Annotated in this window: 21 protein-coding genes and 5 tRNA genes; 12 read left to right on the top strand and 14 right to left on the bottom strand. The window is 71.1% G+C overall.

What is annotated here, in order from left to right:
• Window positions 1-123: 123 nt before the first annotated feature.
• Entirely contained in the window at window positions 124-1,416 is a 1,293-nt protein-coding gene (locus Vqi01_RS19495; RefSeq protein WP_204036250.1) for an extracellular solute-binding protein, read from the bottom strand.
• 262 nt (window positions 1,417-1,678) lie between these two features.
• Between Vqi01_RS19495 and Vqi01_RS19490 the strand changes: the two genes are divergently transcribed.
• From Vqi01_RS19490 to Vqi01_RS19480, 3 genes are all read left to right on the top strand, one after another.
• Window positions 1,679-3,301 carry a glycoside hydrolase family 43 protein gene (locus Vqi01_RS19490; protein ID WP_204036249.1) on the top strand — a complete coding sequence of 541 codons (1,623 nt, stop codon included), beginning with the start codon at window positions 1,679-1,681 and terminating at the stop codon, window positions 3,299-3,301.
• 382 nt (window positions 3,302-3,683) lie between these two features.
• Window positions 3,684-4,877 carry an endo-1,4-beta-xylanase gene (locus tag Vqi01_RS19485; protein ID WP_204036248.1) on the top strand — a complete coding sequence of 398 codons (1,194 nt, stop codon included), beginning with the start codon at window positions 3,684-3,686 and terminating at the stop codon, window positions 4,875-4,877.
• Between the two features lie 176 nt (window positions 4,878-5,053).
• Window positions 5,054-5,716, top strand: coding sequence for a polysaccharide deacetylase family protein (locus Vqi01_RS19480; RefSeq protein WP_204036247.1), 663 nt, complete (start codon window positions 5,054-5,056; stop codon window positions 5,714-5,716).
• 209 nt (window positions 5,717-5,925) lie between these two features.
• On the opposite strand, the gene Vqi01_RS19475 is transcribed toward Vqi01_RS19480, so the two are convergent.
• Window positions 5,926-7,485 (bottom strand): lysyl oxidase family protein, encoded by a 1,560-nt coding sequence (locus tag Vqi01_RS19475; protein WP_239098503.1) that lies wholly within the window; start codon window positions 7,483-7,485, stop codon window positions 5,926-5,928.
• Between the two features lie 133 nt (window positions 7,486-7,618).
• Here Vqi01_RS19475 and Vqi01_RS19470 point away from each other — a divergent pair, with 133 nt between their 5' ends.
• The gene (locus Vqi01_RS19470) at window positions 7,619-8,380 is read left to right on the top strand and encodes an AfsR/SARP family transcriptional regulator (protein WP_204036246.1); all 762 of its coding nucleotides are present in this window, start codon (window positions 7,619-7,621) and stop codon (window positions 8,378-8,380) included.
• Between the two features lie 182 nt (window positions 8,381-8,562).
• Here the strand turns inward: Vqi01_RS19470 and Vqi01_RS19465 are convergent, their stop codons facing one another.
• The 3 genes from Vqi01_RS19465 to Vqi01_RS19455 all read right to left on the bottom strand — a co-directional run bounded on the left by Vqi01_RS19465 (window position 8,563) and on the right by Vqi01_RS19455 (window position 10,120).
• A complete protein-coding gene (locus tag Vqi01_RS19465; protein ID WP_204036245.1) occupies window positions 8,563-9,054 on the bottom strand; it encodes a hypothetical protein in 492 nt (163 codons plus the stop codon).
• An 878-nt stretch (window positions 9,055-9,932) separates the two neighbouring features.
• Window positions 9,933-10,007: transfer RNA gene (locus Vqi01_RS19460), tRNA-Val, on the bottom strand.
• A 40-nt stretch (window positions 10,008-10,047) separates the two neighbouring features.
• Window positions 10,048-10,120: transfer RNA gene (locus tag Vqi01_RS19455), tRNA-Gly, on the bottom strand.
• A gap of 151 nt (window positions 10,121-10,271) precedes the next feature.
• On the opposite strand from Vqi01_RS19455, the gene Vqi01_RS19450 reads away from it, so the two are divergent.
• Window positions 10,272-10,538 (top strand): DUF6458 family protein, encoded by a 267-nt coding sequence (locus Vqi01_RS19450; protein ID WP_204036244.1) that lies wholly within the window; start codon window positions 10,272-10,274, stop codon window positions 10,536-10,538.
• 99 nt (window positions 10,539-10,637) lie between these two features.
• Here Vqi01_RS19450 and Vqi01_RS19445 read toward each other — a convergent pair.
• From Vqi01_RS19445 to Vqi01_RS19435, 3 genes are all read right to left on the bottom strand, one after another.
• A tRNA-Val gene (locus tag Vqi01_RS19445) sits at window positions 10,638-10,712 on the bottom strand.
• A 13-nt stretch (window positions 10,713-10,725) separates the two neighbouring features.
• Window positions 10,726-10,796 (bottom strand) — tRNA-Cys (locus Vqi01_RS19440).
• Between the two features lie 34 nt (window positions 10,797-10,830).
• Window positions 10,831-10,903: transfer RNA gene (locus Vqi01_RS19435), tRNA-Gly, on the bottom strand.
• 287 nt (window positions 10,904-11,190) lie between these two features.
• On the opposite strand from Vqi01_RS19435, the gene Vqi01_RS19430 reads away from it, so the two are divergent.
• Window positions 11,191-11,793 (top strand): TetR/AcrR family transcriptional regulator, encoded by a 603-nt coding sequence (locus Vqi01_RS19430; RefSeq protein WP_204036243.1) that lies wholly within the window; start codon window positions 11,191-11,193, stop codon window positions 11,791-11,793.
• Window positions 11,794-11,965: 172 nt separating this feature from the next.
• Here Vqi01_RS19430 and Vqi01_RS19425 read toward each other — a convergent pair whose 3' ends face one another.
• A complete protein-coding gene (locus tag Vqi01_RS19425) occupies window positions 11,966-12,865 on the bottom strand; it encodes a hypothetical protein (protein WP_204036242.1) in 900 nt (299 codons plus the stop codon).
• A gap of 176 nt (window positions 12,866-13,041) precedes the next feature.
• Here Vqi01_RS19425 and Vqi01_RS19420 point away from each other — a divergent pair, with 176 nt between their 5' ends.
• From Vqi01_RS19420 to Vqi01_RS19405, 4 genes are all read left to right on the top strand, one after another.
• Window positions 13,042-13,710 (top strand): class I SAM-dependent methyltransferase, encoded by a 669-nt coding sequence (locus Vqi01_RS19420; protein ID WP_204036241.1) that lies wholly within the window; start codon window positions 13,042-13,044, stop codon window positions 13,708-13,710.
• 9 nt (window positions 13,711-13,719) lie between these two features.
• Window positions 13,720-14,904, top strand: coding sequence for a cytochrome P450 (locus Vqi01_RS19415; protein ID WP_204036240.1), 1,185 nt, complete (start codon window positions 13,720-13,722; stop codon window positions 14,902-14,904).
• A gap of 121 nt (window positions 14,905-15,025) precedes the next feature.
• The gene (locus Vqi01_RS19410) at window positions 15,026-15,964 is read left to right on the top strand and encodes an ATP-binding cassette domain-containing protein (RefSeq protein WP_204036239.1); all 939 of its coding nucleotides are present in this window, start codon (window positions 15,026-15,028) and stop codon (window positions 15,962-15,964) included.
• On the top strand, window positions 15,961-16,713 hold the full coding sequence (locus tag Vqi01_RS19405) for an ABC transporter permease (RefSeq protein ID WP_239098502.1): 753 nt from the start codon (window positions 15,961-15,963) through the stop codon (window positions 16,711-16,713). Before Vqi01_RS19410 ends, Vqi01_RS19405 begins: the two co-directional genes overlap by 4 nt.
• Here Vqi01_RS19405 and Vqi01_RS19400 read toward each other — a convergent pair.
• The 4 genes from Vqi01_RS19400 to Vqi01_RS19385 are packed head-to-tail and all read right to left on the bottom strand — an operon-like array spanning window position 16,642 to window position 20,882.
• Window positions 16,642-17,406 (bottom strand): response regulator, encoded by a 765-nt coding sequence (locus tag Vqi01_RS19400; protein WP_204036238.1) that lies wholly within the window; start codon window positions 17,404-17,406, stop codon window positions 16,642-16,644. The two genes, Vqi01_RS19405 and Vqi01_RS19400, sit on opposite strands and share 72 nt — an antisense overlap.
• Window positions 17,403-18,983, bottom strand: coding sequence for a sensor histidine kinase (locus Vqi01_RS19395; protein ID WP_204036237.1), 1,581 nt, complete (start codon window positions 18,981-18,983; stop codon window positions 17,403-17,405). The genes Vqi01_RS19400 and Vqi01_RS19395 overlap by 4 nt, the downstream gene beginning before the upstream one ends.
• A gap of 37 nt (window positions 18,984-19,020) precedes the next feature.
• A complete protein-coding gene (gene bioD, locus Vqi01_RS19390) occupies window positions 19,021-19,758 on the bottom strand; it encodes a dethiobiotin synthase (RefSeq protein ID WP_204036236.1) in 738 nt (245 codons plus the stop codon).
• Window positions 19,746-20,882 (bottom strand): 8-amino-7-oxononanoate synthase, encoded by a 1,137-nt coding sequence (locus Vqi01_RS19385; protein WP_204036235.1) that lies wholly within the window; start codon window positions 20,880-20,882, stop codon window positions 19,746-19,748. The genes bioD and Vqi01_RS19385 overlap by 13 nt, the downstream gene beginning before the upstream one ends.
• A 174-nt stretch (window positions 20,883-21,056) precedes the next feature.
• Between Vqi01_RS19385 and bioB the strand changes: the two genes are divergently transcribed.
• Window positions 21,057-22,052 carry a biotin synthase BioB gene (gene bioB, locus Vqi01_RS19380; RefSeq protein WP_204036234.1) on the top strand — a complete coding sequence of 332 codons (996 nt, stop codon included), beginning with the start codon at window positions 21,057-21,059 and terminating at the stop codon, window positions 22,050-22,052.
• Window positions 22,053-22,081: 29 nt separating this feature from the next.
• Window positions 22,082-22,321, top strand: coding sequence for a biotin synthase auxiliary protein BsaP (gene bsaP / locus Vqi01_RS19375; protein ID WP_239098500.1), 240 nt, complete (start codon window positions 22,082-22,084; stop codon window positions 22,319-22,321).
• A gap of 509 nt (window positions 22,322-22,830) precedes the next feature.
• Here bsaP and Vqi01_RS19370 read toward each other — a convergent pair.
• Window positions 22,831-25,767: a glycoside hydrolase family 9 protein gene (locus Vqi01_RS19370; protein WP_204036233.1), complete on the bottom strand. Its 2,937-nt coding sequence runs from the start codon at window positions 25,765-25,767 to the stop codon at window positions 22,831-22,833.
• Window positions 25,768-26,042 lie beyond the last annotated feature (275 nt).

Genomic DNA, 26,042 nt, shown 5'->3' with positions numbered 1-26,042 from the left:
CGCGCGATCGCCGCGATGGTCACTGTGCGGTTGTCGTTGGCAGCCACCCGGCGCCTCCCTCTCACTTCTTCGACGTGGCGCTTGCGGCCGGGTGGCCGGCGACCTCCACGGTCCCACTCGCCGCTACTGGCTCCGTGCCACCGCGGTGATGTCCTTGACGATCTGGTCCGGCCGCTTGGAACCGGCGACCAACTCGGCAACGCTGTCATTGATCTGGCCGCCGACCGCCGGCGGGAACGCCTGGTCGAGGTAGAGCTGGAACCCGGTCGCGACGGCCAGGTGCGCCGCCACCACCTGGTTGTTCGGGTCCTTGATCTGGCCGACGGCGGCCAGGTTGGTCGGCAGCACGGCGCCGGTCTGCGCGGCCCTGCGCTGGTTCTCCGCCCGCAACAGCGTTCGCAGGAAGTCCACCGTCCTGGGCGGTGCGCCTCGCCCCACCGCGAAGCCGTTGCCGCCGCCGAGCACGTCGGTGGCCTCGCCCTTGCCACCCTCGACGGCCGGAAAGGTGAAGAAGCCGAGCCGGCTGCCGATGCCGCGCTTGCTGGTCGACGACGACGCCTGGACCGAGGGCGCCCACTGACCCATCAGCTCCATGGCGGCGTCACCGTTGCCGATCGCCGCCGCCTGCCCGTCCGGGGCGCTGTACTCCGCGCGTCGGAAGCCCGGTTGGAACGGCTTCATCGCGAGCAACTCCAGGAACCGCTCACCGGCGGCCACGAAGTCCGGCGTGTCGAAGTTTCCGTCCAGGGCGGCGCGCTGCAACGGCCCCAGGCCGCCGATCCGCATCGCGAGGTACGCCCAGTAGAAGTGCGCCGGCCACTTGTCCTTGCCGGCGAGCGCCATCGGCACGATGTTGGCGGACTTGAGCCTGTCGATCACCTCAAGCAGCTGAGCCCAGGTGGTCGGCGGCGAGGTGATGCCGGCATCGGCGAAGAGGTCCCGGTTGTACCAGAAACCGACCATGCCCAGATCGAACGGCACGCCGTAGAGCCGACCGTCCACCTTGTACGGCTGCAGGGCGGCCGGCAGCAGCTGGCCGATCCACGGCGCCGCTTCGTCGGTGATGTCCTTGATAAGGCCCGCCTCGACCTGCTCCCGCAGCAGGCCACCGCCCCAGGACTGGAACAGGTCCGGCAGCGAGCCGGCCTTGCTGACCTTGGCCAGCTGCGCCTTGAACGCCTCGTTCTCCTGCGGCTTGATGTCGAACGTGACGTGGTTGTGCCGGACCTCGTACACCCGCGCAATCTCGGCCCAGAGCGGGAGCAGGGGCTCGGTGTCCTGGATGTGCCACCATCGGATTGTCTGCGGCTCCTCGGAGCCACCGGACTCCTCACTCGCACAGCCCCCGAGTAGGACGGCACCGGCGCCGATACCGGCCAGCCCGAGCAGCGACCTACGGGAGATGTGCGCTGTCATGGATTATCCCTTCGAGAGTGAGTGGTGAGTGGTGTAGGCGGAACGGCGCCGCGGATGGTGAGAGGCCCAGCTAGGCAGGCCGGAAGTTTCAGCTCAAGGCGGTATTTTCGATGCGATGGCGGGCACGTTACGACGCGTTGACGTACGCGGTCAAGAGGGCTGTCGCATGCGGACCTCAGTCGATAGCGTGAGCGGATTCCGGGCGCATCTGGTGGGGGGACTTCCGGAAATCCACCGGGATCAAAGCTTGAAGGAGTCGCACATGTCGACCGAGATCGCCGATCTGACCACCACCCGGTCCATCCGCAACCCCGTGCTCACCGGCTTCCACCCGGACCCGTCCATCCTGCGCGTCGGCGACGACTACTACCTGGCCACCTCGACCTTCGAATGGTACCCGGGCGTACGGGTGCACCACTCGAAGGACCTCGTGCACTGGCGCGCCCTGGGCGGCATCGTTACCGAACGCCGCCTGCTCGACCTGCGCGGTTGCGGCGACTCCAACGGGATCTGGGCGCCTGACCTCAGCTGGCACGGCGGGCTGTTCCACCTCGTCTACAGCGACGTGGCGAGCTTCGCCAGCGGCTACTGGGACTCGCAGAACTTTCTCATCACCGCGCCGGCCATCACCGGCCCGTGGTCGGATCCGGTCCGGCTGCACTCACGCGGCTTCGACGCCGCGCTCTTTCACGACGAGGACGGCACCACCTGGCTGCTGGCGATGAGCGCCGACTGGCGGCCCGGCCGCAACCGCTTCGCCGGCATCGAGATCCAGCAGTACGACCGGGTCCGCCAGCAACTCGTCGGCGAGTCCCGGATCATCTTCACCGGCACCGAGGTCGGCCTGACCGAGGCTCCGCACCTCTACCGTCACGACGGCTGGTACTGGCTGGTCACCGCCGAGGGCGGCACCAGCTGGGAGCACCAGGTCACGGTGGCCCGCTCACGCGAGCTGTTCGGGCCGTACGAGGTGGACCCGGCCGGGCCGCTGCTCACCTCGGTCGGCCGGCCGGACCTCGCCCTGCAGAAGGCCGGCCACGGCAGCCTGGTCCGCACCCAGGGCGGCGACTGGTACCTCGCCCACCTGGTCGGTCGCCCCTACACCCCGCTCGGCAGCTGCGTTCTCGGGCGGGAGACCGCGCTACAGAAGATCGAGTGGCCGTCGGGCGCCTGGCCCAGCATTCCCGGCGGCATCCCGGCCGACGAGATCCCCGCACCGGACCTGCCGCCCCATCCCTGGCCCGATGAGCCGGTCACCGACCACTTCGACGCGCCCGAGCTGGCCGCCTGCTGGTCGACGCTGCGCCGGCCGGCCACCGACGACTGGATCGACCTGCGATCCCGCCCGTCGCATCTGCGAATCCACGGCGGACAGTCGCCGGTGGGCAGGCAGACGCCGAGCCTGGTGGCGCGGCGGGTGGGAGCGGTGCACTGCGCACTGGAGACGGTCGTCGAGTTCGAACCCGGCGACCATCGGCACCTCGCCGGGATCACCGGCTACTACAACACCCAGAACTGGCACTATCTCTACCTGACCCGCGCCGACGACGGCCGGGTGGTGCTGGAGCTGCTCAGCTGCGACCGTGGCCGCCGTACGGCGTACCCTCAGCTCACGGTCGACACCGGCGGCACCGGCCGGGTCGGTCTGCGGGTGACGTTCGACGGCCCGGTGCTGCGCTTCGGCTACGACCTGGGCGACGGCTGGCAGCAGCTGCCCGTCGAGCTGGACGCCACCGTCCTCTCCGACGAGCACGCGGCCATGATCATCGACGGCGAACCGGCCGCCTGGGGCTTCACCGGCTCGCTGCTCGGGCTGTGGGTGCAGGATCTCGGCGGCGACGGCCGCTACGCCGATTTCGACCACGCGAGCTATCTCGAGCACTGACGCCACCCCGCCGACCGGGACCGGGCGTTCATCGGCACCGCCAGGTTCGACAGGGCGACGTTCAGCGGCACCGCGCCCGGCCCCGGTCGGCCCCCTTTTGGAGGCCGCCGGGGCGCTGGCGGAACCGATAGTTCCGATATCAGCGCGATCGTCTCCAACAGCGCATATGGCGGTCTTTCGAAACTCTCCATGGTTGACGCCGGGGATCGATGGCCCTAATGTTTCGGAGAAGTTATCGGATTCTATCCGGAACTATCGGCGCCGTCCGCGAGCGATTGAACGCCCGCACGGCCTCGATCGTCGCCTCCGACTCACCGCCACCTGGCCCGCGCCCCACCCTCCATGATCGATACACATCGATCAATATCCGGAAGGAAGGCAGATGAAGTTGAGAAGGTGGGTGTCCATCGCCACGGTCGCCGTCGCGACCGTGGCGGTGTTGAACACCGTGCCGGCCACCGCCGGCAAGCCATACGACCCGACCAAGCAGACCCTGGGCGCGCTCGGCCTGCGTCACGGTCTCCAGATCGGCACGGCGGTCGACATGGCCGCCCTCAACAACACCGGCAACCCCCAGTACCGCCGGATCACCGCTGCCGAGTTCGCCTCGGTCACCGCCGAGAACGCCATGAAGTGGGAGAGCCTGGAGCCCACCCGCGGCAAATACAACTGGGGTCCGGCCGACCAACTCGTCGATTTCGCCAAGCGCAACAAGCAGAGCGTGCGCGGCCACGTGCTGGTCTGGCACAACCAGTTGCCCACGTGGTTGACCGACGGCGTCGCCAACGGCTCCATCAGCAAGCAGGAGCTGCGCGAGCTGCTGCGCAAGCACATCACCACCGTGGTGAGCCGCTACAAGGGCAAGGTCTGGCAGTGGGACGTGGTCAACGAGGCGGTCAGCGACCCCTGGGACAACCCACCGACCCTGCACTACAAGGGCTTCTGGGCCCAGCACCTCGGGCCCGGCTACCTCGCCGACGCGTTCCGCTGGGCACGCGCCGCCGACCCGAAGGCGCTGCTGTTCTACAACGACTACAACATCGAGGCGTTCGGCTCGGGCAACCCGGCCGACGACAAGACCCAGTTCGTCTACGACATGGTGCGTGGACTGCGCGCACAGGGCGTCCCGATCGACGGCGTCGGCTCCCAGGGGCACCTGGGCACCCAGTACGGCAACTACAACACCTTCCAGGTGATCGAGGCGCTGGAGAAGTTCACCGCGCTCGGTGTCGCCACCGCCTTCACCGAGGTCGACGTCCGGAGCCAGCTGACCGACGGCGTCCAGGCCGGCAACTCGGAGGAGATCAACCCCAGGTTGCAGGCCTCGGCGGCCAACTTCAGCGTGCTGATGAAGGCCTGTCTCGCCGTACGCAGCTGCCTGTCGTACACCGTCTGGGGTTTCAGCGACCGACACTCGTGGGTGCCGGGCTGGTTCGACGACCCGCCCGAGGGCCTGGCCACCATCTACGACGAGAATTACCAGGCCAAGCTCGCGTACCACGAGATCAAGTCCGACCTGATCCTCGCCGGCCCGCCGTACGTACTTCCCCGCATCACCCCCAAACCCCATCGCTGACGGTAAAAGGAAGGGCACCCTTTTAACGCCTCCGGTAGAGAAAGGGCCCCCTCTTAACAGTCGGCATCCGATGCGCCGGGTGGGGCGCCGTCCCGCCCCACCCGGCCCCCCGCAGGCAAGCCCATCGCCGTCAGCCGGCCCCGGGTAACAGCCACCCGCCATGAAAGGTCAGACCGATGTCACCCAGCAGGCACACCCTGCGGAGCCCGCACCTGCGCACCGCGTCCGGGCCGGGTACGGCGGTACGTCCCATCGAGGCGATCGGCACCGAGAACGTCGTCTGCCTCACCTTCGACGACGGACCACACCCGGTGCACACCCCGCGCCTGCTCGACGTGCTGGCCGCCCACGACGTCCGGGCGGTCTTCTTCCTTCAGGGCGACCAGGCCGCCCGGCACCGCGACCTGGTCCGCCGGATCACCGCCGCCGGGCACGCGCTCGGCAATCACGGCATGCACCACGACGACATGAGCGGCTGGGCCGCCGGCCGGATCGCCTCGGATCTGTTGCAGACCACCGCCGTCATCCGCCAGGCCGTGCCGCACGCACAGGTGCCCTGGTTCCGGGCCCCGTACGGCGCGTGGGGGCAGACCCCGACGGTGGCCACCGCGCTGGGAATGCGGCCGATGGGCTGGCGGCTGGCGGTGACGGACTGGGAGCCACCCGGCACCGGCGAGCTGGTCCGTCGCCTCACCGAGGGAGTCTCCCCCGGCGCGGTGGTGCTGCTGCACGACGGCGGCGGCGACCGCAGCCAGACCGTCGAGGCCGTCGACCACGCGATCCCGGCCCTGCAGACGTACGGCTGGCGTTTCGTCCTGCCCGACCACGTCGCCCGATAGTCGGGGCCCCGCCCCGCGGCTCGCCCGATAGTCGGGGCCCCGCCCCGGTGGTACGACTCGCCCGCCAGGAGCAACCGCCCGCGCCGGGCGCGCAGACCGCCACGGCCTGCCGCTCGACGGTCGCCAGGCAGTGACGACCGTCGAGCAGGCACGTGCGAAACCCCTTCGGGCAGCGACCGCCGCCGTCACACGGCGTCGCTAGGCCGGCGTCAGCCCTCGATGCCCTCGTGCGGCGGAACCGTCACCGTACGGGCGCCGGGAGCACCACCCAGGATGATCTGCCGGTACGAGTTGTTGTTGTTCAGGTTCGACTCCTGGAGCCGCTTGGCCGGGTTGGCCGCCACCTCGATGTAGTACGTGCCGTTGGGCAGGTCGGTGATGTCGAACGACTGGCCCGGCAGGTACTGGGCGTAGGTGTCACCGCTGCCGATGTCCAGGACCTGCCGCACCGCCACCGACGTCTGCCGTCCACAGGAGGTGCCCAGATCGGTGTTGGTGGGCCGCCATTTGGCGTTCGGCAGGGTCAGGTCGACCGCGTCGGTGTTGGCCAGGCAGAACGCCTCCTTGCCGCTGCGCACCGCGACCGTCTTGTTCGCGTTCAACAGGCGATACTCGGCAAAGTCGGTGAAGTGCCAGTGGTTGTGCCCCGGGCGCGCGTCCCACTCCATCGTGCCGGACTGCGCGTACCCGACCTGAACGCCGTTGGCATCGTAGAAGTACTGGTACGCGTCCATCAGGTCGCTGCCGCTGCCGCTCCGACGGAATCCGTCCACCACCAGCGGCGACGTCCCGGCGTTCCACACCGTGGCGTTGAAGGTCACCTGGTCGCTGCCGGTCTCCGCGTCCTGCTCGACACCGATCTGCCACGCCGGCAGGGCACGCAGGTCCGGCCGCGGGCCCTGCGGAGCGGCCTTGGTCCGAGCGGTGGGCCGGGCACCCGGCTTGAGGCCGGGAGCGCTGTCGCTGACCGCCGGCCCGTGCACCGTGTGCTCGTCATCCCCCGGGGCACCGAGCACCCGCTGCTTCGAATCGGACGGGCGCTGCTCCGCGTCGGCGCGGCCCCAACCGTCATCGACCGTCCGGACCGTGACCGCCAGCGTCAGCGTGGCCGCCGAGTCCGGGATGTTCAGCAGCTTCCGGTACGGCGGATTGATGCTCACCGTGGCCGTGTACGACCCGTCCGCCACGTCCACCGGCCCCGACCACCATTTGCTGGTCGCGACGCTCCAACCGGCCTGGATGCCCCAGACCCCGCCGAGAGTGAACGGGTTCCACGCGCAATCGGTGGGATAGGGCGTCGAGTCCGGCGCGTCGACCCGGGTCCGGGTGGAGTCCCAGTCGTTCGGGCAGAAGGTCTCGTTCCGCTCCACCACCGTACGCCCGGCCGCGTCGGTCAGCTTGAGGTGAGTGAATTCGGAGAAGCCGGTGAAGTCCTTGACCAGGTCGGCGGGCAGCAGCACCGCCCGCTGCTTGCCTCCCGCCGCCCGGACCACCTGGAAGGCGTCGATGGGCTTGCTGTACGCGCTCCGCTTCACCCGGAACTCCAGCGGATCCTTGCCGGCGACCAGGTGGGTGCCCAGGTCGAGATACACCTGCTCCCCTTCCCATCGGTCGACGGTGACCGAGGTGGTGGCCGCGATGAACCGCGCCTGAGCCTCCGGGGCGGGCGCGGGAGCCGCCGTGCCGGCCCCGGTGCCGAGCATCAGCGCGCCGACGGTCAGCACCGCGACGGCGGGCAGCCGGCGGAGCTGTCGGTGTCCTACATCCATGAAGTCTCCTCTGAGGACGTCTGCGAGGCAGAGCGTGCCGGTTCGCCGTATCGCCCTCGGTGCCGGATGCAACCGGATATCGTCTTCGCACCGTCTCCTCTGATGGATGTTTTTGGATCGGGGGGATTCAATCGTGGGGACAGAACCGACCATGCCGTGTGACGACGATCCGGCGTACGCACCAAATTTGTTACGGCTGTTACCCGTCTTCTCCTGCGCGCACAACGGGGTACGCCGGATGGTCGCGCCGCTGCCCGAGCGGGTGCTGTCCTACCTGGCGGTGGCGTACCCCACCTGGGTGTCCCGGGACGCGGTGATCGAGGCCTGCCAGCTCGACGGGACCGGCGATCCGCGGGCCCGGCTGCGGCAAGTCTGCTGGCTGCTGCGCTCGCGGCTCGGCTTCGATCCGATCGTCGGCGACCGCCAGCGGATCGGCATCTCGCCCACCTGCCGTGTCGACCACCACGCGGCCCAGGAGTGGTGCCGGTTGCTGCTGGAACAGGGGTTCGCCACGACGGTCGTGCGGGCGGTGCCGAACTGGTTGGCGCCCGCTCTGAGCCATCCGCTGCTGGCCGACTGGAGCTGGGATGACGCCTGGCTGCAACCGGTGCAGGCGCGCTGGGACGTGCTGCGCCGGGAGACCCTGGACCATCTCTCGGGCAGTCTGCTCGCCGCCGGCCGTCACCAACAGGCGCTGATCTGCGCGCACGCCCTGATCCAGCAGGATCCGCTACGGGAGACCGCCTGGGAGGTCCTGATCGAGGCGCTGATACACAGCGGCCAACGGGCCGAGGCACGCGCCCAGTTCGACCGACTGACCAGCATGCTCAGTGCCGAGCTCGGCGTGAATCCGAGCGACAGCGCTCACCGGTTGATCGCCGACCTGTACCGCTGACCATGCCGACCGCCGGCCAGGGCTGGAACCCGACGGCGACCAAGGTCGTACGCTCGTCTCGCGGGTGGTGGAACTCGTGGAGGCCCTTGCACACCCCTGTTGGGAGGCCAAACGCCTGCTCGCCATGGCCAAGAAGTGGGCGTCACGGGACGAAAGCTCCCGATAGAACCGGCAGAATCACCTCAGACGACGGGAACCAACTGCTCCAGGTTCCGCCAGTCCTTGGCTGCCCAGTCCATCAACTGGCGCACACGCTCCTTGCCCTCGTTGATCACGACGTCGATGAAGCACTCACACTTTGTCAGCTCCCGATCGTTGATCATGCATACCGCGATACCCGCGATCTGCATACCTCTCGACACCGCTACGAGCTGCTGATCCCAGGGCAGCGGTATCCGCTTGGCGATCTCCTTGCCGAAGACCCTGACCACGCGGGGCGTGCTGAGCCACTCCAGCAGGAACCCCACCAGATCGCCGATCCGGTCATGTAGCCAGTCCTTGCCGTCCAGGGCGGCCCGGGCGAGACGAGCAAGTCCCCTGCAGTTCCGCCCTGACCAGTCGACCGTCAGCCGGTTCCAGGCATTGTCGCCCGCGTACCTGGCCGCCTGGGCTGCGGCGGCATTGACCGCTCCGACCGCCAACGTCGCCTCGAAGTAGTCGACTGCTTCGGCCACCAGGGCGTCCCGCGCTGCGGGTGAGAGCCTGCGGCGTGGCCGATCCGACACCCTGGCTGAACGCGGTGGGCTTGCCGCTCGTTGAGTTCGCGCCGGTGATTTCGGCTTGGCCTTCTTGGGAGACTGCTTGGCGTACTCGGACAGGCGCTTGCCCGGCGGCACTTCCGGTCGACCGACATGCTGCGGACACCGCTGACCGACGCGGCCGACCCGCCGCTGGCAGGCACGTCCGTCCTCGTCACGCGGACCCCGGCATTTGATCTTCTGCTTGCGCGGCCGGACGAACGGCCGACCACTCGCCGGGCCATGACGAATCAACGTCTGTCCGTTCGGTGACGAGGTTCCCTCGAGGCTGCCGGACGGCCCGCGGCAACGGTGTCCGTCCGGCAGTCACCCTCAAGTAGGCGAAGGGTGACCCGTGATGACGCTTGGTGCTCTGATCAGCGCCGTACTACTGGGATTCCTGGCAGGACTGTTCAGCTTCAAGGTCAAAGAACGATGGTGCCCGGAGTGCGGCGCGTCCACCCTGCGCAAGGCCCCGGCAGACGCTCGCAGGGCGCGGAATCCCGCTACCAACACGGCGGGTACGCCAGCTCGTCGGCACGATGACCGCGAGCGGTAGGCCGAGCAGACGACACGAGCACCTACCTGCCTCGTCGGAGCTGCCGACGCCCAAGCCGGGCGATGTGCTGGAGATTGGCGGGGCCGCCAGCGTGCAGTTTGCAGGCAACCGAGGGTTCCGATTTCGGGTCATCAAGATCTGCCCCAAGCCGACCTACTGGGGATGGCTGTGGCATCGCCAGACGGAGAATCTGATCCACAAAACCACACCAGACCAGACGTTGATCTTGCCAGATCTGGTGTGAATCAGCGATACATGGTGGGCGATACTGGGTTTGAACCAGTGACCTCTTCCGTGTCAAGGAAGCGCGCTCCCACTGCGCCAATCGCCCCTGGTGACCAGCCGACACCCGTCGGTGCGGGCGGATCGCGAGCGGACGACGGGATTCGAACCCGCGACCCTCACCTTGGCAAGGTGATGCGCTACCAACTGCGCTACGTCCGCGTGCCTCGGAGGCTCCCGAGGATGGTCTCACTCTACCCGATGACAAGATCGCCTGACCGGCGGCCCCGCACCCGGCGTGATTGCGCCGGTCACCGCCGGGGTACAGACACCCCTCGACAGCGCACCGTACCCCTGGGAAAAGGAGGCTGTCATGGGTATTGGCACCAGTGTCTTCCTGCTCGCGGTCGGCGCGATCCTCGCCTTCGCGGTCAACGCCAGCATCGGTGGTCTCGACCTGGACGTGGTCGGGTGGGTCCTGATGGCCGCCGGCCTGCTCGGCCTGATCATGACCACTCTCGTTTGGGGACGCCGCCGCCAGGTGGTCGCCACCGAGGAGCCGGTGGAGTACCGCCGGGTCGAGGAGCCGACTGAATACCGCCGAGTCGAGGAGCGCCGGGACGTGGCGCCGCCGCTGTGAGCCGGGGGCGGGGCTACCGGGCGACGGGGGCCTTCACCGTCCCACCATGATGCGAGCGCCGCACCGAATTCGGTGCGGCGCTCGCATCATGTGCTCAACTGGTGGGCGATACTGGGTTTGAACCAGTGACCTCTTCCGTGTCAAGGAAGCGCGCTCCCACTGCGCCAATCGCCCATGTTGTCGTACGAGGTGGGGACGGGATTTGAACCCGCGTACACGGCTTTGCAGGCCGTTGCCTCGCCTCTCGGCCACCCCACCGAGGTTGCCCCCGTCACGTGTGGCGGCAGCTCCGAGCGGACGACGGGATTCGAACCCGCGACCCTCACCTTGGCAAGGTGATGCGCTACCAGCTGCGCTACGTCCGCGTGCCTCCGGTGTTCCCGGTGACGGATGAGAACTCTAGCCGAGCGACGGAAGGGTTGCCAAATCGACTTCCACCCCGGCGCGTCCGAAACCACCCTCCTCGGGCTTCCTAGGAGACTGGATCAGCTGCTTCCGCCCGCCCGCCGAATCGGCGTGACCTCGGCGGTCAATCCCCAGAGAGGCTGCAACACCAGGTGAGGCCAAGTGTCCGGCTTCCGACTCCCGGCAAGCTGGATCAACGGCCTGCGGTGACGGGCCGTGTCCGGTTGGATGGGTTACGGTGACGAACGTGACGAGACGTGCGGCCGAGATCCGCCTGGATGCCCTGCTGCGCACCGCATGTGACGTGATCGTGCAGCGCGGGCTGGCCAACACCCGCACGGCGGACGTGGCGCAGGCCGCCGGCGTGAGCCAGGCACTGGTCTTCTACCACTTCGCCACCAAGGAACGGCTGCTCGCTCAGGCGTTCGCGTACGCCGTCGAGCAGGATCTGGCCCGGCTGGACGCGGTGACCCGATCCAACGCCTCGCCGCTGACCAAGCTCCGGCGCATCCTGCGGCTCTACACTCCGGCCGGGCGCCCCATGTCCTGGTCCATGTGGATCGACGGGTGGGCCGAGTCGCTGCGTACGCCCGAACTGGAAAAAGTCTCCCGCAAGCTGGATCTGCGCTGGCGGCAGGACCTCACCACGGTGATCACCGACGGAGTCCGCGAGGGTGTCTTCGAGTGCGCGGACCCCGCCGGTGCGGCCTGGCGCATCAACGCGGTCATGGACGGCCTGGCGGTGCAGCTAGCGGTGCACGACCGCGTCATCTCCCGCCGGCAGCTCGCCGAGTGGGTACGCCTGGCGGCCGCCCGCGAACTAGCCCTAAACCCAACCCAACTCGACTAACCCCCACGCCCACGCCCACGCCCACGCCCACGCCCACGCCGATCTTGCACTTCTGGTCGCTGGTATGGGATGTTCCGTCGCTTATGTCCGGACCGAAAGTGCATGATCGACGAAAGCCGGAGGGCGGAGGGCGGGGCGAGGGCGAGGGCGAGGGCGGGAGCGGCGGGGTGGGTCAGGAGTAGGGGGTGTTGCGGGGGACGGTGCGCCACTGGGAACGACGGCCGGGCCGGCGTTCCCAGGCGGTGGCGGGGGCGACATCGCTCGCTTCCGGTTCGCGGGTCAGCTGACGCAGCCGCAGCAGAAGTCCGACGCCGAGGCAGAGCAGCAGCCCGCCGAGCAGGAAGGCGGCCTCGGTCAAACCGATCCCGGTGCCGGTCTGCGAGACCTGGTTGCCGGCCGCGCCCACGGCCGGCGTCTCCTCCGCCCCGCCCGCGTACCCCGCATCATCGGCGAGGTCGCTCTCCTCGTCGGCCGGGTCCACCGTCGGCTCCTCGCTCGGCACCGAGGTCGACGGCACGGTCGGCGGCGCGGTGGTGGGCCGCGCCACCCCTTCCCGGCCGACCACCCCACCCCGGCCGACCACCGCGCGTGTCGCGGTCTGCCGGGACAACAGTTGCAGGTTCCGGTCGTACGCCTCGACGGCCAGACTGACCCGGCCCTCGCCGACGTCCCCGGTGAACGCGATCCGGTACTGCGCGGTCACCGTACGACCCGGGCAGAGCGTGCCCGGGTCGAGTTGCCGGTCGGTCAACCGGGCCACGTCACCGTCGGTCCGGACCTCCGTCGGGAACGATCCGGTCTCCTCGATCCGGTCCACCCGCACCTGGTCCAGCCGCAGCCCCTGCACACCGAGCACCATCGACCAGCGGACCTTGATGCAGTCGCCCTGGTCGGATCGAGACACCACGGCGGAAACCGTCTCCACCCGCCCACCGGCGGTGAACTGGTCCGGCAGGCCGCTGAGTTCGGTGGCGAACGCCGCGTGCGCCGGTGCGGCCAGGGCGACGTCCACTCCGGTGAGACACGCCAGCACCACTCCGATCCGTAGCGTGCAACGCCACAGCCTCTTCACGATCCGTCCTCCCGTTGGTTGCCTCCAGTGGCAACGCTATGGGCGCCGGAAGGCACCCGGTAGACGGGCGTGTTCGCACGGACCGTCAAGCAAAAGGCCCGCTTTCACGTACGGTAGTGAACCGCTCACCGCCGAATCGCGACACGCCGTCACGGGTCACCGGGCACAATCGGCCGGTGTCCGAACTCTCCGCCGCCTTCGTCCGGCTGCACGCCCGGCTCGCGCCCGTCGCCTTCGTGCCCGAGGTGCGGCTGCACCAGGCGGACGAGCCGATCGGTCTGTGGGAGCTGACCGAGGGCCAGTTCCGCAGCGACCAACCGCCGCCGTTCTGGGCCTTCGCCTGGGCTGGCGGTCAGGCACTCGCCCGTTACGTCACCGACCATCCGCAGCTGGTCGCCGGGCGCCGGGTGCTCGACCTGGCCGCCGGCTCCGGCCTGGTGGCCATCGCCGCGGCCCGGGCCGGTGCCGCCGCCGTGCGCGCAGTGGAGATCGACGAGCTGGCCGTCGCGGCGGTCGCGCTCAATGCCGAGGCCAATGGGGTACGCGTCGACGCCGAACTCGGCGACGTCCTCGACGGCGACGCGGGCGACGCCGAGGTGGTCCTCGCCGGAGACGTGTTCTACAGCGAGGCGATGGCCGGCCGGGTGCTGCGTTTCCTGCTGCGCGCCGTGCGCTCCGGGGCGCGGGTGCTGGTCGGCGACCCCGGACGGGCCTACCTGCCCCGGGACCGTTTCGACGAACTCGCCGTCTACGACGTGCCGGTCAGCGAGGCGCTGGAGAGCGTACGGGTGAAGCGCACCACGGTGTGGCAACTGCGCGCGGGAGGCCCGAAACCGGCCGGCTAGCGTGACGCCGTGCTGTTCCGCAGCTGGGAGCAGGCCCCCACGGCCGCCGGGGCCGGCAGCGGCATCGCCCGGTGGCCCGAGGTGGTCCGCGTCGCCGACCACGTGGGCGTCGAACACCTGCTGGTGACCCGGCACGCGCTGGTCCGCCGGGTGCTCACCGACCCCGCGACGTACCGGCCGGACAACGCCCTGGACGCGGTCACCCCGATGCCGGTGGCCGCGCTGCGGATCCTCGCCGCGCACCGGTTCCGGCTGCCGCCGACGTTGGCCAACAACGGGGGCGCCAGCCACCCGGGAATCCGGGCACTGGTCGCCGACGCGCTGCACCCGACCCGGGTGGCCGCCCAGCGGGACTGGCTCGCGGCACTGGTCCGGCGCCGGGTGGCCGCCCTGGACGCCACCCTGGCCACCGGCGCACCCGTGGACCTGCACGCCGCCCTCGCCGCCGACCTGCCGCTGCGCGTCCTCGCCCGGCTGGTCGAGCTGCCCGACGCCCCGGTCTCGGCGGTGAAGGACTTCGCCCGCGCGACTCTGGAGCTGTTCTGGGCGCCGCTGGACGCCGGCCGGCAACAGGCCCTCGCGGCCGAAGTGGGTCGCTTCCATCGGCTGCTGCGGGAGTTCGCGACCACCGGCGGCGGCCTGGCCGCCGCACTGCGCGCCGCCGGGCACCCGCCCGACGTGGTGGTCGGCGCGCTGTTCTTCCTGCTGGTCGCCGGCCAGGAAACCACCTCGCAGTTCCTCACCCTGCTGATGCACCGGCTCACCGGGGAGCAGGCCGTGCTCGCCGGGCTGCGCGACGGCTCGGTCGCGGTCGCCGACGTGGTCGAGGAGGGGCTGCGGCTGGAACCGCCGATCGTCACCTGGCGGCGGATGGCCGCCGTGGACACCACGCTGGGCGGTACGGCGGTGGCGGCGGGCACCAGCATCGTGCTGTGGCTGGCCGGGGCCGGGCGGGACCCGGCGACGGTGGACTCGCCCGACGAATTCCGGCCGGGGCAACGCGGATCACGCCGGCACCTTGCCTTCGGGGCGGGCGCGCACCGCTGCGTCGGCGACCAACTCGCCCGGATGGAGGCCGCGACGGTGGTGGCCGAGACCGCCCCGCTGCTGGCCGGCGTGCGCGTGCTACGCCCGCCCCGGTACCCGGACAACCTCACCTTCCGGATGCCCGACGCCTTCCTCGTCCGCCGCTGAGCCGGCAACCCCGACGGAAACCGGCAACCCCGACGGAGAAGCCGGGCCCTGACAAAGGTCAGTGCCGGGTGGTGCCTTTCGGGCACGGCGGGACGGGCCCCGACCGACCTACCGTCCGGACATGATCACGTTACGTACGTTGACCAAGCGGTTCGGAAACACCGCGGCCGTCGACGAGTTGACCGTCGACATCGGTCCCGGCCGGGTCACCGGATTCCTCGGACCCAACGGCGCCGGCAAGTCGACCACCATGCGGCTGATCCTGGGACTGGACCGGCCCACCGCCGGCCAAGCGCTGATCGGCGGGCGGCCGTACCACCGGCTGCGCCGGCCGCTGCACGAGATCGGCGCGCTGCTGGACGCGCGGGCCGTGCATCCCGCTCGCTCGGGCCGGGCCCACCTGTCCGCGATGGCCGCCAGCAACGGCATCTCCGAACGCCGGGTCGACGAGGTCCTCGCCACCGTCGGACTGGACGAGCGGGCGGCGGCCAAACCCGCTCGGGCACTCTCGCTCGGCATGGGGCAGCGGCTCGGCATCGCCGGCGCCCTGCTCGGCGACCCGCCGGTGCTGATGTTCGACGAGCCGGTCAACGGCCTCGACCCGGACGGGGTGCGCTGGATCCGGCAGCTGACCCGCTCCCTGGCCGCCGAGGGCCGGACAGTGCTGATCTCCAGCCACCTGATGAGCGAGATGCAGCAGACCGCGGACTGGCTGGTGGTGCTCGGCCGAGGCCGGCTGATCGCCGACGCGCCGACTGCTCAGGTGATCGCGGACAGCGGGGTCGCCGTGCGGGTCCGCAGCCCGCGACCGGAAGGGCTGGCCGCCGTCGCCGATCGGCTGACCGCCGCCGGAGCGGTGGTCGAGCCCGCCGGAACGGACGAGCTGACCGTCACCGGCACCACCGCCGAGCGCATCGGCGAGCTGGCGTACGAACTCGGGGTGCCCCTGCACGAACTGGCGTCGCACGAGGCGTCCCTGGAACGGGCCTTCATGGCCCTGACCGCCGACCGCGTCGAGTACGCGGCCCGACCGGCCCGCACGGGGGGTGCGTCGGCATGACCACGATCCGCGCGGAGTGGACGAAACTCCGGTCGGTACGCAGCACCTGGTGGACGGTGGTCGCCGCGGTGGTGGTGATGGCCGCGACCGCCGGGCAGTTGGCTATCTACATCGCCAACGACAACACCAACGACGATCCGGGTGACGACCCCGGGGTGGTCGCGCTCGGCAGCGTCCTGATCGACTCGCTGGAGCTGGTCCAGTACGCCGTGCTCGCCCTCGGGCTACTGACGATCACGAGCGAGTTCACCACCGGCACCATTCGTACCACCCTGCAGTGCACGCCGTCGCGGGGCCGCGTACTGCTGGCCAAGGCGGCGGTGACCGCGACCGTGACCTTCGGCCTCGGGCTGCTGCTGGGCGCGGTCGGCGCGGTGGTCGCCGGGCCGGTACTGGGCGAGTGGGGTGCCGCCCCGGCGGCCGGTACGCTCCGCGACGTCGTCGCGCTGGCCGGCTACCTGGCGTTGATCGGTGTCCTCGCGCTCGGGCTCGGCGCCGTCCTGCGCAGCGCGGTGCTCACCCTGACGGTGCTCCTCGCCGTGTTGATGATCGTGCCGCTGTCGTTGCGGGAGCCGGACATCACCGCGCTGCACCGGGTCGCCGACGTCTTCCCGGGCGAGGCCGGGCGGCACTTCCTGGCCGGCGACGGCGAGCCGTACCCACCGGCCGTCGGGCTGCTACTGCTCGCCGGTTGGGCTGCCGTGACGCTGCTGGCCGGCCGAGCGGCGCTGCGCAGGCGCGACGCCTGAGGGCGGGCGGGGCTGGTTCTCCTCGAGCGGCTCGACCAGCCCCGCCTCGTACGCGAGGATCGCCGCCTGCACCCGGTTACGCACCTCGAGCCGGGTGAAGATGCTGGTCAGGTAGGTCTTTACGGTGCCTTCGACCAGGCACAACCGGCGGGCGATCTCGGCGTTGGACAGTCCCGCCCCGACCAGCCCCAGCACCTCCCTTTCGCGGTTGGTCAGCCCGGCCAACCGGTCCCGGGCCAGCGGCCGGCGCGCGACCCGGTCGCCGCCCAGCTCGATCACGCGGCGGGCCACCGTCGGCGAGAGGTACGCTCCGCCGCCGGCGACCGCGTGCACCCCGGCGATCAGCTCGCGTGGATCGCCGGATTTGAGCAGGAAACCGCTGGCCCCGTGGCCAAGCGCACGGGCCACGTGGTCGTCCTCACCGAACGTGGTCAGCATGACGGTGGCCGTCTGCGGCACCAGCCGGCGAATCTCGGCGGCGGCGGCGAGCCCGTCCAGCCTCGGCATCCGGATGTCCAGCAGGGCCAGCCGGGGCCGGTGGGCGCGGACCAGTTCGACGGCGGTCCGGCCGTCGCCGGCCTCGGCGACGATCTCGATGCCCGGGTCGGTGGCCAGGATCGCCCGAACCCCTGCCCGGATCATCGCCTCGTCGTCGGCCAGCAGCACCCGGACCGGCTCCGATGGAATGCTCATTCGTTGATCCGCTCCTTGCTGACCAGCCGCCCACCCGCGAAGCACAACCGCCACGTCGGCTGGGTCAGCGGGAAGGTGCCTCCGTCGGTGTAGTACTCGCAGTCCGGCCGCGCCCCGGCGGGCCGGTCGATCTGCCGGGGCGGCAGGCCGACCAGGTCGCCCCGGGCTGCCCCCACCGGCAGTTCCTCAAAGGTGCTCCGGTCCAGCACCGCGCCGACGGTGGCGACCGGGTAGTAGATCAGCGACAGCGCCAGTGCGAGGCCGACCGGTGCGCCGAGCGCCACCAGCAGGCTGCGCCGGACCCGCCGGCGGGCCGCCGCGCCGACCGGGTGCGAGCTGGCAGCAGCGCCCGAGTCGGTCGGGCCGGGCAGGTCAGCCGCATCGCACAGGTTGGTCGGGGCGGTTGCGGCGGTAGCGGTGGGGGCCGGCACGGGTAGCCGGGCCCGTACGGCGAAGCCGCCCTCCGGGCGGGCGCCGGTGTCCAGCGAGCCACCGGCGAGCCGGACCCGTTCGGCCAGGGCGAGCAGACCGGAGCCGGTGGTGGGCGGTCCCGGCAGCGCACCGGCCGGCGGCGGCTCGTTCACCACCTCGACCTCCATACCGTCCACCCGCCGGACCAGGCTGACCGTCACCTCGGCCTCGGGCGCGTACCGGGCGGCGTTGGTCAGCGCCTCGCGGACCAGCCCGTACGCGGCGTGCGCCGTCAACTCCGGCAGAGCCGGCGGTACGTCCGGCAGGTCCAGCCGCACCGCCATGCCGGCCTCCCGGGCGCCGTCGACCAGGTCGGCGATGCTTTCCCCGGCGGGGCGGGTGGTGACCGGGTCGGTCTCCTCCCGGAGCACCCCGATGATCCCGTGCAGCCGCTCGGTCGCCGCGGCGACGCTGGCCCGCAGTTCACCGGCGGCGGCGCGGTGCCGGGGATCGAGGCCGTCGGCGAGTTCCAGCGCGGCGGCGCGCAGGGCGATCAGGCTCAGCGCGTGCCCGAGCGAATCGTGCATCTCCTGCGCGATGCGGGCCCGCTCGCGCAACCGGATCCGGTCCGCCGCGCCCTGCCGCTCGTCTGCGCGGGCCTGCTCGTAGCGGCGATCAGCATCGATCAGGGCGGCCTGTTGTCGCCGGTACCGGCCGACCAACCAGGGGAAGACCCCGGCGAAGAGCAGCACCGTGGCGAGCAGGAACCAGGTGGCCAGGCCGGTGCCGAGCAGCGCGAGGTTGAGCACCGTGCCGCCGGCCGCGATCACCACGAACGCCACGGCCACCGGCATCGTACGGGGGCTGCGACGCCCGGCCAGGTAACTGAGCACCGGAACGGCGAAGACGAAGTTGCCGTCCAGCAGCGTGCCGAGCAGCACCAGGAGCAGGGCGGCCAGCGGCAGTCGCCGGCTGACCGCGACCGCGGCGCTGATCAGGCCGAGGCCGACGAGCAGCGACGCCACGCTGTGGCGGGAGTGTGGCGGGACGGCCCCGGCGTACGCCAGCGGGGCCGCCAGCACCGCCCAGAGCAACAGGTCGCGTCGGCGCTCGGATCTCCCGTCCCGGCTCGGGCGACTCCGCCAACTGATCCACACGGTGGCCACGCTAGCGACGCAGGGGCGGGTCGGGCACTGACGAAAGTCAGCTGATCTCGTCGGCCCAGGCGCGCCAGTCGTCGAGCACGCCGTACAGCGCCGGGGTCAGCCAGCCCGGCGCGGAACGCCGGAACACCCCCGGGTCCATCGCCCCGGCGCCGGCCGGCAGGGCACCGAGCAGGTTCGGCAGCAGGTCGCTCAGGTTGGCCCAGTGCACCAGCTCCGGCCCGGCCGGCCAGGCGCCGATCACCACGCCGGCCGGCACCGCCCGCCGCTCGAGCGCCTCCAGGGTGAGCGCGGTGTGGTTGAGGGTGCCGAGTCCGGCGCGGGCCACCACCACCGCCGGGGCACCCAGCGAGACCGCCAGGTCGGCCACCGTCCAGGGCGCCCCGGAGGGCCGCAGCCCCATCGGTACGAGCAGCCCACCGGCCCCCTCGACCAGCACCAGGTCGTGCTTGTCGGCCTCCTCCCGGACGGCGTCGACGGCGTTATACAGCTCCAACGGCGGCAACTCGGCCACCCGGGCAGCGGCCAGCGGGGCGAGCGGATCGGGGAAGCTGGCCAGGGTGCGGCCGGTCATCGGGGCGGCCAACCGGGTGATCGCCTCGACGTCGCCGGGCGCACCGGTGGCCGTACCCGTCTGGCCGGGTTTGACCACCGCGACCCGCAACCCCGCCGCCTGCGCGGCGGCCGTGATCGCCGCGGTCACCACCGTCTTGCCGACCTCGGTGTCGGTCCCGGTGACCAGGACCGCTCCCCGCCACGGATCCGTCATGGGGCACATTCCACGATGACCTCCAGGGCACGTTCGAAGTCCGCCCGGGGCGCCCCCGCGCCGATGGTCAGCCGCAGTCGCGAGCGACTGTCCGGGGTGGAGGGCGGGCGGAAGCAGCCGACCGCGACTCCCCGATCCCGACAGGCGGCGGCCCAGGCGGTGGCCGCCTCGGGGGTGGGCGCGGTCACCGAGACGACGGCGGCGTCCGGGGCGGAGACCTCCAGCCCGGCGGCCCGTAGCCGGCTGGCCGCGAGGTCGGCGCGCTCGGCCAGTTCGGCACGCAGGTCGTCGCCGGCCCGAGCCAGCTCCACGGCGGCGTGCACCCCGGCGGCCACCGCCGGCGGCAGGGCGGTGTCGTAGATGAAAGTCCGGGCGGTCTCCACCAGGTGCCGGACGTACCCGGCCGGACCGGCCACCACGCCGCCCGCGCCGCCCAGAGCCTTGGACAGGGTGGCGGTGACCACGACGTCCGGCTCCCCGGCCAGCCCGGCGGCGGCCACCGCGCCGGCTCCGGCCGGGCCGGTCACGCCGAGCGCGTGCGCGTCGTCGACGAGGAGCACCGCCCCGTGCTGCCGGGCGACGGCGTGCAACCGGGCCAGCGGGGCCAGGTCACCGTCGACCGAGAAGACCGACTCGGTGACCACCACCGCCGGGCGACCGGGCGCGGCGGCCAGGGCCGCGGCGACCGCGGCGACGTCGGCGTGTGGGGTGACGACCGTCTCGGCACCGGAGACCCGGCAGCCGTCGATCAGCGACGCGTGGTTGTGCGCGTCGGAGACCAGCAGGGTGCGGGGCCGCACCAGCGCGCGAACCGCCCCGACGTTGGCCAGGTAGCCGGAGGAGAAGACCAGCGCCCGCTCGGTGCCGAGCCAGCCGGCCAGGGTGTCCTCCAGAGCATGATGGGCGTACGTCGAGCCACGCACCAGTCGCGACCCGGTCGCGCCCAGCCCGTACTCCGACAGGGCCTTCGCCGCGACGGCGACCACCTCGGGATGCGTGGCCAGGCCCAGGTAGTCGTTGCCGGCCAGGTCGACCACGGCGTCGTCGGCGCCGCGCGGGTGCAGCCGGCGGGTCAGCCCCGCCTTCGCCCGCAGTTCGGCACGGCGGTCCAGCGCCGTCAGCCAGTCCGCCACCCTCGCCTCCCGCCGTCAACCCGCGCTCGCGGGGCGAAGTTACCACCCGCCCCGCGGGCCCCGGCGGATCCACTCCGACACCACCTCGACCTGGCTCCGGTGCTGCTCGTCACTCAACTGCGCGACGGCGAGCAGGCCGTTTCTCGCCGCCCGGCGGCCTTGTAGGGTACGACCATGCCAGAGATCCTCGATCAGGCCCGGACCCAGGTGCTGGAGAACGGCGTCGGCCTCGACCAGGCCGGCGTCCTCGCCGTGCTGAACCTGCCCGACGAGCATCTGACCGCCGCGCTGCAACTCGCCCACGAGGTGCGGATGCGCTGGTGCGGCCCGGAAGTCGAGGTCGAGGGCATCGTCTCGCTGAAGACCGGCGGCTGCCCGGAGGACTGCCACTTCTGCTCGCAGTCCGGCCTGTTCACCTCGCCCGTGCGGTCGGTCTGGCTGGACATCCCCTCGCTGGTCAAGGCAGCCAAGCAGACCGCCGAGACCGGCGCGACCGAGTTCTGCATCGTGGCCGCGGTGCGCGGCCCGGACGCCCGGCTGATGAAGCAGATGCGCGAGGGCGTCGCCGCGATCAGGGCCGAGGTCGACATCCAGGTCGCCGCCTCGCTGGGCATGCTCACCCAGGAGCAGGTCGACGAGCTGGTCGAGATGGGCGTGCACCGCTACAACCACAACCTGGAGACCTGCCGGTCGTACTTCCCGAACGTGGTCAGCACGCACACCTGGGAGGAGCGCTGGGAGACCCTGCGGATGGTCCGGGAATCCGGCATGGAGGTCTGCTGCGGCGGCATCCTCGGCCTCGGTGAGACGGTGGAGCAGCGGGCCGAGTTCGCCGCGCAGCTGGCCGAGGTGGACCCGCACGAGGTCCCACTGAACTTTCTCAACCCCCGCCCCGGCACGCCGCTCGGCGACCGTCCGGTGATCGACGGCAAGGACGCGCTGCGGGCCATCGCCGCGTTCCGGCTGGCCCTGCCGCGCACCATCCTGCGGTACGCGGGCGGCCGGGAGATCACCCTGGGTGACCTCGGCACCCGCGACGGGCTGCTCGGCGGCATCAACGCGGTGATCGTCGGTAACTATCTGACCACGCTGGGCCGGTCGGCGACTGATGATCTGAAGCTCCTCGACGATCTGAAGATGCCGGTCAAGGCACTTTCGGCGACGCTGTGACGCCGACCGGCGAGCGCCGGCCGAACCCCGTGAGCAGCCCGCGCACCGGGGCGACGCCCGGCGATGCCACCAGCGGGGCGGCCGTGGACGCGCCGTGGTGCGACCGGTGCGGGGAGGCCGCCGCGTCCGGGCCGCACGAGGGGTGCGCGGCGGCCCGGACGCTGGAGCCGCCCCGGTACTGCGCCCGGTGCCGCCGGAGGATGAAGGTGCAGGTGCTTCCGGTCGGCTGGTCGGCGGTCTGCGTCGAGCACGGCGAGTCGCAGGGCTGAGCACGCTGCCACACGGACGGGCGGTGATCCTGCGGCTGGCGACGGCCCGCCGGCGGTCAGACCGGCCACGGGGGATCACAGCCATCGGCGGAGCGGAGGCGACGGCACCGCCACAGCAGCAGGACGCCCACGACGACCGTGACCAGCAGGACCGGCGGCACAACCACCAGCAGGATGATCGGCCGGGCCGGGAACGGACGCGGCGAGCCGGGCCAACGCCGCCCGGACGACCAGTGCGCGGGCAACACCGGCGGTTGCCGTCTGGCATCGTCTGTTCCGGCGGGTCCGCGCGAAGGTCGACGCCCCGCCAGCGCCGTCGCCACAGCGAGACGTGCTGGCTGTACATCGTCCGCCGCACGTACGGTTCCGGGTCGCCGGTCGCGCTGACCCGCTCCCAGTGCCGGGCGACGCGCACCAGTGTCAATCGCCGGGGGCGGGGTGTACTGCCGGCATGGACGGGTAGGGCGCCTCACCGCCAGGCGAGGCGCCCTACCGAGAGGGTACGAACGTCAGGCGACGGTGCAGGTGGCGCCGTTGAGGGTGAAGCTGGTTGGCTTGGGGTTGCTGCCGGTGTGCGTACCGTTGAAACCGATGTTGGTGGACGCGCCCGGCGCCAACGTGCCGTTGTAGGAGAGGTTGGTCGCGGTCACCGCCGCGCCGGTCTGCTGGTAGGTGGCCGACCAGCCCTGGTCGACCCGCTGCCCGGTGTTCGGGAAGGTGAAGGCCAGCGTCCAACCGTTGATCGCCGTCGTACCGGTGTTGGTGATGGTGATGTTCGCGGTGAACCCGGTGCCCCAGTCGTTGGTGCTCCAGGTTATTCGGCAGGACGAGGTCGGCAGCGGCGCCGAGGTGGTCACGGTCACCGTGCCCGAGGGCGGCGAGGCGTTGCCAGCCGCGTCGATCGCGACCACGTAGAAGCGGTACGTCGTCTGCGGGTTCAGCCCGGTCAACGCGTAGGTGGTGCCGGTGACCGTGGCGACGGGAGTTTCACCCAGATCCAACCGGTAGATCCGGTAACCGGTGACCCCCACGTTGTCGGTCGACGGGGTCCAGTTCAGCGTCGCTCCGGTCGAGGTGATCCCCGAGACCGTCAACCCGGCCGGCACGGTCGGCGGCACGGTGTCCCCGTCGTCGGCGGCGGGGGTCGTCACGGTCAACGTCGGCGACGGGGCGGAGGTGTTTCCGGCCTTGTCCCGAGCCAGCACCTGGATCCCGTAGGTGAAGCCCGGGGACACGTTGAGCACCAGCGAGTTCGTGCTGGCGGAATACCAGCTGTAGACGTCGCTGCCGACCACAGAGGTGTAGACGATGTAGCCGTCGATCCCACTGTCCGAGTCGGTCGACGGTGGCCAGGTCAGACTCACCGAGCGGGAGGTGACGGCGGTGGCCACGGGCGTGCCGGGAGCGGTGGGCGGGGTGGTGTCCGCGGTGGATGTGGGCTCCTGTCCCCAGACCCGCGCGCCGCCGACGTAGAGCGGCACGTTGCGGTTCGGCCCGGCGGTGGCCTGGTACGACGGGTCGTTCGCCGGGTTCCAGGTGCCGCCCTCGGGTACCCCGATCTTGAACTGCACCTCCATCCGGTGCTGGGACTGGCCCGCGGGGGCGATGGTGTGCCCGGCGCAGTCGACCTCGACGTACCAGAGATCGCCGCTGACCTGGCGGGCGGTCGACGGCGACGGGCAGCCCTGGGTGTAGCCGGGGGTGACCTGCACCGCCCCGGTGCCGTCGGTGCGGAAGTAGTAGCGGAACTTCGCGTCGGTCAGCGCCCGCGCCGGGAAGGCCGACTTGTTGTAGATGATCGCTTTGATGCCGGTGGCCCGCGGCTCGTTCTGCATCACCGTGGTCTCCACGGTCAGCTCGTCGATGTCCGGCCGCTCGGCGACGGGGAAGTTCGCCCGCGGGGTGCCGCCGTACTCCTGGGTCAGCCGGGCCAGCGCGGAGGTGAAGCCGGCGTTGTAGTCGGTGGCGACCTCGTTCATCACGTAGTCCGACCGGTTGTCGGTGTACGCGTCGTTCGGCGAGGACGGCCCACCGACCAGCGCACCGTAGAGGGTGTGCCGGGTCTCGGTGGGCACGGTCATGCTGTCCCACCAGGAACCGTGCGCGGTGCGGTGGTGTGGGTTCTTCGGTGGGTTGGTGCCGAAGCCGACCACGTAGCTGGAGTTGCGCGGGTTGTCGCCGAGCGCGTAGTTGATCTGCCGGACGGCGAAGTCCTTGTAGCGCGCCTTGCGGGTGGCGTCGGTGGTCTTGTCGCTGTAGACCAGCGCGGCGAACGCGGTGTTGGCGGCGTAGCGCAACGCGCCCCAGGAGTCGAGCACCGCCATCCCGCCGGGCGAGTACCGGACGCGTTCCCCGTTGACCCCGACCGTCCAGAAGTCCAGCCACCGGTTGGCGTCGTCCACGTACTTCTGCTTCCCGGTCAGGTTGGCCAGCAGCACGTACGCCCCGAACTGCTTGTTGTCCCAGGCCACGGTCCACTTGTAGGAGCGGGTGGTGGTCTGCGGCTCGGTGCCGAGCTTGTCGTACTCGCTCTCCGCCTTGGTCAGGTACGCCGCGTCGCCGGTGGCCCGGTACAGCCAGATCGCCCCCCACACCAGTTCGTCCTGGTAGCCACTCCAGGAGCGGTAGAAGCTGGTCGCGTCGGTGATGCACTCGTGGTAGGACTTCCGCACCGTGTCGGCGAAGGTGTAGAGCTGCCGGGCGTGGGTGAGCAGCTTGTCGGCGTAGGCGGCGTCGGTGGGCCGGAAGACCATGGACGAGGCGGCCATCGCCGCCGCCGTCTCCCCCGCCAGGTCCGCGCCGCCACAGCTGGCATCGATTTTGTACGCGGGCCGCGCCATCGGCAGCACCTCGGCCGGTCCCCACCACTTGTGGTCGTCGTCGCCCTTGCCCACCTGCCCGTACAGGACGTTCGGCGAAGGGTGTGCCTTGATGAAGTAGTCGTTGACGAAGCGCAGGTTGTTCAGCAGGTGGGTGAGCTGCCCGGAGGCGGCGTACCCGGACCGGTATTCCACCGCGCCCCAGGCGAGCATGGTGGTGCTGAACGCCATCGGGAAGCCGAACTTCACGTGGTCACCGGCGTCGTACCAGCCGCCGGTGAGGTCCAGTCCGACGTCGGCGCCGTCGCGCAGCGCCGAGTCGCCGCGCCACGAGACGCGGTTCCACTCCGGCAGCTTCCCGGACTGCTGCGCCTCGTAGAACAGCAGGGACTTCTGCAACGCCTCGGCGTAGTTGAAGGCGGGCGCCGCGGCGGCGGCCCCGCCGGTCGGTGCGGCGGCGGCACCGGCCGCAGGTACGCCGAACGCAAGCGCGAGACCGGCGGCGAGCGCGGTGCCGACGGCCAGCAGTCGGCGGGGCCAGGGCTGGTCGGGACGGCGGTGTGGCCGGGGCTGATCCGGCAGAGGTCGATCGCCGCGGACACGGCACGATCGTGGGGGTTGATGCATGCGACTGCTCCTGTCGATGCTTGACCCGGCACCGGCCGGACGCGTGGCCGCGTCGAGACGGCTGCCGGTGGTGGTGGCGAAGTGGCTCCAACAGGACCGGGAGCGCTCCCATGGATAGCTGACAATGTAATCTGACCGTTGCCGGTTGGGAAGCAGCACGGCGGTAACGCCGGGCGTCGCGGAGGCGCGTGGCGTTACACCGACACGCGCAGGAACAGTCCGCGAAACACCTTCGCGTCAATATCGCGACCTCAGGTCCCGCCAGGTCAGGCCGT

Source organism: Micromonospora qiuiae (assembly GCF_016863555.1).
GTDB classification, from domain to species: Bacteria; Actinomycetota; Actinomycetes; order Mycobacteriales; family Micromonosporaceae; genus Micromonospora; species Micromonospora qiuiae.
The sequence above is the reverse complement of the archived record's forward strand: the minus strand, read 5'-3'. Positions and strand labels throughout refer to the sequence as shown.

Bases quoted from the DNA above. Each gene is read 5' to 3' on its own strand.
- bioD (WP_204036236.1), bottom strand. From the start codon at position 19,758: ATGTGCCCCATGACGGATCCGTGGCGGGGAGCGGTCCTGGTCACCGGG.
- Vqi01_RS19410 (WP_204036239.1), top strand. From the start codon at position 15,026: ATGATCACGTTACGTACGTTGACCAAGCGGTTCGGAAACACCGCGGCC.
- Vqi01_RS19370 (WP_204036233.1), bottom strand. From the start codon at position 25,767: ATGCATCAACCCCCACGATCGTGCCGTGTCCGCGGCGATCGACCTCTG.
- Vqi01_RS19485 (WP_204036248.1), top strand. From the start codon at position 3,684: ATGAAGTTGAGAAGGTGGGTGTCCATCGCCACGGTCGCCGTCGCGACC.
- bioB (WP_204036234.1), top strand. From the start codon at position 21,057: ATGCCAGAGATCCTCGATCAGGCCCGGACCCAGGTGCTGGAGAACGGC.
- Vqi01_RS19490 (WP_204036249.1), top strand. From the start codon at position 1,679: ATGTCGACCGAGATCGCCGATCTGACCACCACCCGGTCCATCCGCAAC.
- Vqi01_RS19495 (WP_204036250.1), bottom strand. From the start codon at position 1,416: ATGACAGCGCACATCTCCCGTAGGTCGCTGCTCGGGCTGGCCGGTATC.
- Vqi01_RS19480 (WP_204036247.1), top strand. From the start codon at position 5,054: ATGTCACCCAGCAGGCACACCCTGCGGAGCCCGCACCTGCGCACCGCG.
- Vqi01_RS19450 (WP_204036244.1), top strand. From the start codon at position 10,272: ATGGGTATTGGCACCAGTGTCTTCCTGCTCGCGGTCGGCGCGATCCTC.
- Vqi01_RS19405 (WP_239098502.1), top strand. From the start codon at position 15,961: ATGACCACGATCCGCGCGGAGTGGACGAAACTCCGGTCGGTACGCAGC.
- Vqi01_RS19475 (WP_239098503.1), bottom strand. From the start codon at position 7,485: ATGGATGTAGGACACCGACAGCTCCGCCGGCTGCCCGCCGTCGCGGTG.
- Vqi01_RS19400 (WP_204036238.1), bottom strand. From the start codon at position 17,406: ATGAGCATTCCATCGGAGCCGGTCCGGGTGCTGCTGGCCGACGACGAG.